Source organism: Bacillus sp. F2HM (assembly GCF_019266135.1).
GTDB classification, from domain to species: domain Bacteria; phylum Bacillota; class Bacilli; order Bacillales; family Bacillaceae; genus Bacillus; species Bacillus safensis.
On record NZ_LRMO01000047.1, the window covers coordinates 1 to 1,520 of the forward strand.

The 1,520-nt window shown below is 37.5% G+C and carries 1 protein-coding gene; it reads left to right on the forward strand.

Annotation, left to right across the window (positions count from 1 at the left end; translation table 11 throughout):
- The first annotated feature begins 72 nt into the window (after window positions 1–72).
- Window positions 73–1,425 carry an IS1182 family transposase gene (locus AWT60_RS18430; RefSeq protein WP_218677605.1) on the forward strand — a complete coding sequence of 451 codons (1,353 nt, stop codon included), beginning with the start codon at window positions 73–75 and terminating at the stop codon, window positions 1,423–1,425.
- Window positions 1,426–1,520: the final 95 nt, after the last annotated feature.

Genomic DNA, 1,520 nt, shown 5'->3' on the forward strand with positions numbered 1-1,520 from the left:
TTTTTTCCTTAAAGTTTCCATTCCCCCATTTTATAATAGAGAAAAGCATACTGAAGGAAGGTGTTTTTTCTCATGTTTCACACTAGAAATTCTTCTCAGCACGAAGCCGAATTTGTATTGCTAGATCAACTGGTCGAAGAGGATCATCTGCTTCGTAAAATTGATCGGTACATTGATTTTTCATTTATCGTAGATAAAGTAAAACCGTATTATAGCGAGAATAAAGGTCGTCCTTCTCTTGATCCACTTATTTTGTTCAAAATGATGTTTATCGGATACCTGTATGGTATCCGTTCTGAAAGACAACTTGAAAAAGAAATTTACTATAACATGGCGTATAGATGGTTTTTAGGTTTGAACATCAATGATCCCGTTCCTCATCACTCGACCATTAGCTGGAATCGTCGGACTCGATTCAAAGATACAACAATTTTTCAAGATATCTTTGATGAAATTGTGCTTCAAGCCATCAATCATGATATGGTAGGAGGTCGCGTTCTTTTTACTGATTCAACTCATCTTAAAGCCAATGCCAATAAACATAAATATACGAGAAAAACGATTGAACAAGATACCCAGAACTATATAAATGATTTAGAAGAAGCGATCCAAGAAGATCGGGTGGCACACGGAAAAAAGCCCTTAAAGGTAAAAGAGGAGGTGAAAACGGAAAAAGACATACGCCAAAGTACGACTGATCCTGAAAGTGGCTATCTTTATCGTGAAAACAAACCGGAAGGCTTTTTCTACCTAGACCACCGTACAACGGATATGAAGTACAATATCATCACGGATGCTCATGTCACGCCAGGCAATATCCATGATTCTGTTCCGTATCTCGATCGATTGGATCACCAAATCGCCCGATTTGGTTTTCAAGTAGAAGCTGTTGCCCTTGATTCTGGTTATTTGACTACTCCTATCTGTAAAGGTTTATCGGATCGCCGTATCTTTGGTGTTATCTCTCATAGACACTTTCATCCAACAAGAGGATTATTTGAGAAGTGGAAATTTCATTATGATTCTGAACATGATCATTACATATGCCCAAATGGTGAGAAGCTATTATATACAACAACTGATCGAAAAGGTTATAGATTCTACAAATCAGACCCTAAAAAATGCGTATCGTGTCCTTTCCTTGAGAACTGTACAAGATCGAAAAAACATCAAAAAGTGATCTCAAGACATGTATGGGAGGAACACAAAGAAAAGATCAGAGAAAATCGTCTGTCTGCTTCTGGAAAAGAGCTATATAAAAAAAGAAAAGAAAAAATAGAGCGAAGCTTTGCAGATTCAAAACAACTGCACGGGCTTCGCTACTGCCGGTTGAGGGGAAAACAAAACGTGAGTGAGCAAGTTCTTCTTACAGCTGCCTGTCAGAACATGAAGAAGATTGCCACACACCTAGCGAAGCTAGGCTAGGTGTGTGGGAGGCTTTTTTCTATTAAATTATTTCATCATATTTACACCTAAAATAAAAAAGATTGTAGAAAAACATAAGTTTCTCTACAATCTGA